2 protein-coding genes are annotated in these 3,230 nt (G+C 71.4%); both read right to left on the reverse strand.

Features of this window, described 5'->3' with window-relative positions; genetic code table 11:
* On the reverse strand, positions 1–2,384 hold a 2,384-nt coding region (locus ABT324_RS33255), incomplete at its 3' end, for a type I polyketide synthase (protein WP_351185857.1).
* The coding region (locus ABT324_RS33260; protein ID WP_351185860.1) for an acyl carrier protein at positions 2,381–3,230 on the reverse strand (850 nt) is incomplete at its 5' end. The genes ABT324_RS33255 and ABT324_RS33260, both read right to left, overlap by 4 nt.

Raw genomic sequence — 3,230 nt, forward strand, 5'->3', positions numbered from 1 at the left:
CAGTGTTCGGGGTTGGTGAGGGTGTTGTGGTCGGCGGGTTGTCCGGTGAGGGTGGAGATGAGCGGGATGGTGGGTGTGGAGAAGTTGAGGCTGGCGACGGTTTTGCGGAACTCGTCGAGGATGGGTTCCATGAGTGGTGAGTGGAAGGCGTGGGAGACGCGCAGCCAGGTGGTGCGGTGCTGGCTCAAGCCGTCTGCGATCTCACGGAGTGCCTTGTCTTCGCCGGAGAGGACGAGTGAGTTGGGGCTGTTGATGGCGGCGATGCCGACTTTGTCCTCGTAGCCGGTCAGGTGGGGCAGTACTTCGGTTTCGGTGGTGTTGATGGCCACCATGGCGCCGCCCTCGGGCAGGGTCTGCATGAGTCGGCCACGCGTTGTGACCAGAACCGCGGCGTCGGTGAGGGTGAGGACGCCGGTGATGTGGGTGGCGGTGATCTCTCCGATGGAGTGCCCGGTGACGGCCTCGGGTGTGATGCCCCAGGATTCCCAGAGGCGGTAGAGGGCGGTTTGGAGGGCGAAGAGTGCGGGTTGTGCGTATTGGGTTTGGTTGAGCAGGTCCGGGTCGTCGCCGAAGACGATGTCGCGGAGTGGTCGGGGTAGGTGGTGGTCGAGTTCGGTGCAGGCGGTGTCGAAGGCTTCGGCGTAGGCGGGGTAGGTGTCGTAGAGCTCGCGGCCCATCCCGAGGCGCTGGGTGCCTTGGCCTGAGAACACCATCACCAGCCCGCCGTCGCCCACGCGGCCGGTGACCACCTCCGGCGGCACCTGCCCCTCCGCGAACGACAGCAACGCCTTCCTGCGCTGGTCCAGGTCGCCTGCCACCACGACGGCGCGTTCGTCGAAGGCGGCGCGCGTGGTGGCCAGCGAGAAGCCGATGTCGAGCACCGAGGCGTCGTCGCCGAGGTGGTCGGCGAGCCGGGCCGCCTGGACGCGCAAGGCTTCCGGGGTCCTGGCCGAGAGCAGCCACGGCACCACCGGCGGAGGCGTCGGCGCGTCCGGGGCGGGTTCTGGGGCCGGTGCCTCCTCCAGGACCACGTGCGCGTTCGTCCCGCTGAAGCCGAACGAGGACACCCCCGCGCGGCGGGTTCCGTCCCGCTGCGGCCAGGGCGCCGGTTCCGTGAGCAGGGTGACCGCGCCGGAGCTCCAGTCGACCTCCGGTGCCGGTTCGTCGACGTGCAGCGTGCGCGGCAGCACGCCGTACCGCATGGACATGATCATCTTGATGATGCCCGCGATACCCGCGGCGGCCTGGGTGTGACCGATGTTGGACTTGATCGAGCCGAGCCGGAGCGGCTCCTCCCGGTGCTGGCCGTAGGTGGCCAGCAGGGCCTGGGCCTCGATGGGATCGCCGAGCCGGGTGCCGGTGCCGTGCGCCTCGACCGCGTCGACCTGCTCCGCGCGCAGCCCCGCGTCGATGAGGGCGTCGCGGATCACCTGCTGCTGCGACGGCCCGTTCGGCGCGGTGAGCCCGTTGGACCTGCCGTCCTGGTTGACCGCCGTGCCGCGCACGACAGCCAGCACCGGGTGCCCGTTGCGGAGCGCGTCGGACAGCCGCTCGACGACCAGCATGCCCGCACCTTCGGCCCAGCCGGTGCCGTCGGCCGTGCTGGAGAACGCCTTGCACCGCCCGTCCGAGGCGAGGCCCTGCTGCCTGCTGAAGTCGATGAACGGCGCCGGGCTCGCCATCACGGTCACGCCGCCGACCAGCGCCAGTGAGCACTCCGACCGCCGCAGCGCCTGACCGGCCAGGTGCAGCGCCACCAGCGAGGAGGAGCACGCCGTGTCGATCGTGACGGCGGGACCTTCCAGCCCGAGGGTGTAGGCGAGCCGACCCGAGGCGATGCTGCCGGAGTTCCCGGTGCCGAGGTAGCCCTCCACGACGTCCGGGATCCGGGCCAGCCGGGAGGCGTAGTCGTGGTACATGATCCCGGCGAACACACCCGTGCGGCTGCCGCGCAGGCGGTCGGGTGCGATGCGGGCGCGTTCCACCGCCTCCCAGGCGGTTTCCAGCAGCAGCCGCTGCTGCGGGTCCATGGCGAGCGCCTCGCGCGGGGAGATGCCGAAGAACGCCGCGTCGAACTCCGCCGCGTCGTGCAGGAAGCCGCCCTGCAGGGTGTCGCTGCTGCCCGCCTCGCCGGGGCGGGCGGAGCGCATCCCGTCGATGTCCCAGCCGCGGTCGCGCGGGAACCCGCCGATCGCGTCCTGCCCGGACTCGACCAGGTGCCACAGCTCCTCCGGCGTGGTCACCCCGCCTGGGTATCGGCACGCCATCCCCACGATGGCCAGTGGTTCGCGGTTGCTCTCCTCGGCCGCGCGCAGCCGCTTGCGGGTGTCGCGCAGTTCGACGGTGAGCCGCTTGAGGTACTCGAGTGTCTTGTCCTCGCTCACTTCACGCCACTTTCGTCAGATCGGCCGAGTTCGTCGTCGATGATTCCCAGGACCGCTTCCAGGTCCGCCTCCGCCAGTTCGTCGTCGCTGCCGGTGTCGGCGCCGGGGTCCTCCCAGGCGGCGAGCAACGACCGGAGCCGGTTGCGCACCCGGGCCGCGTGCTGGTCGCCGAGCTGGGCCAGCCCCGCCTCCAGCCGGTCGATCTCGGCGAAGACGTCGTCCGGTGCCGATGATTCGCCGGGCAGCAGTTCGAGGCGCAGCAGCTCGTGCACCGCCTCGGGCGTGGGGTGGTCGAAGACCAGCGTGGCGGGCAGCCGCAGCCCGGTCGCCGCCTCCAGCACTCCGCGCAGTTCGACCGACATCAGCGAGTCGAACCCGAGGTCGGTGAACTGCTGGTCCATCTGGACCGCATCGGCGGAGCCGTGGCCCAGCACGGCGGCGATGCGGCCGCGGACGAGTTGCGCCAGCTGCTCGTCCTGCTCGTGGGCGGGCAGTCCGCGGAGGGTGTCGACCAGTGCCTGCTGCGTGGTGGCCGGGGATGCCGCCACGCGCACCGGCGGCGGGGCCAGGTCGCGCAGCACGGCGGGCAGCGGGCCGTTGGCCGCTCGGCGCCGCAACGCCGCCCGGTTCACCGGCAGCGGGAGAACGACCGGCTCGCCGCTGGCCAGTGCCGCGTCGAACAGCGCGAGCCCGCTGGCCTCGTCGATCGGGACGAGACCGGTTCCGGTGAGCCGCCTGCGGTCGGCGGTGCCGAGGTGGTGTGCCATGCCGGTGGTCCAGGGTCCCCAGGCGATGGTGGTGGTGGGGTGTCCGGTGGTGGTGCGGTGGTGGGTGAGTGCGTGGAGG

Source organism: Saccharopolyspora sp. NPDC000359, assembly GCF_040300525.1.
Lineage (GTDB): Bacteria > Actinomycetota > Actinomycetes > Mycobacteriales > Pseudonocardiaceae > Saccharopolyspora.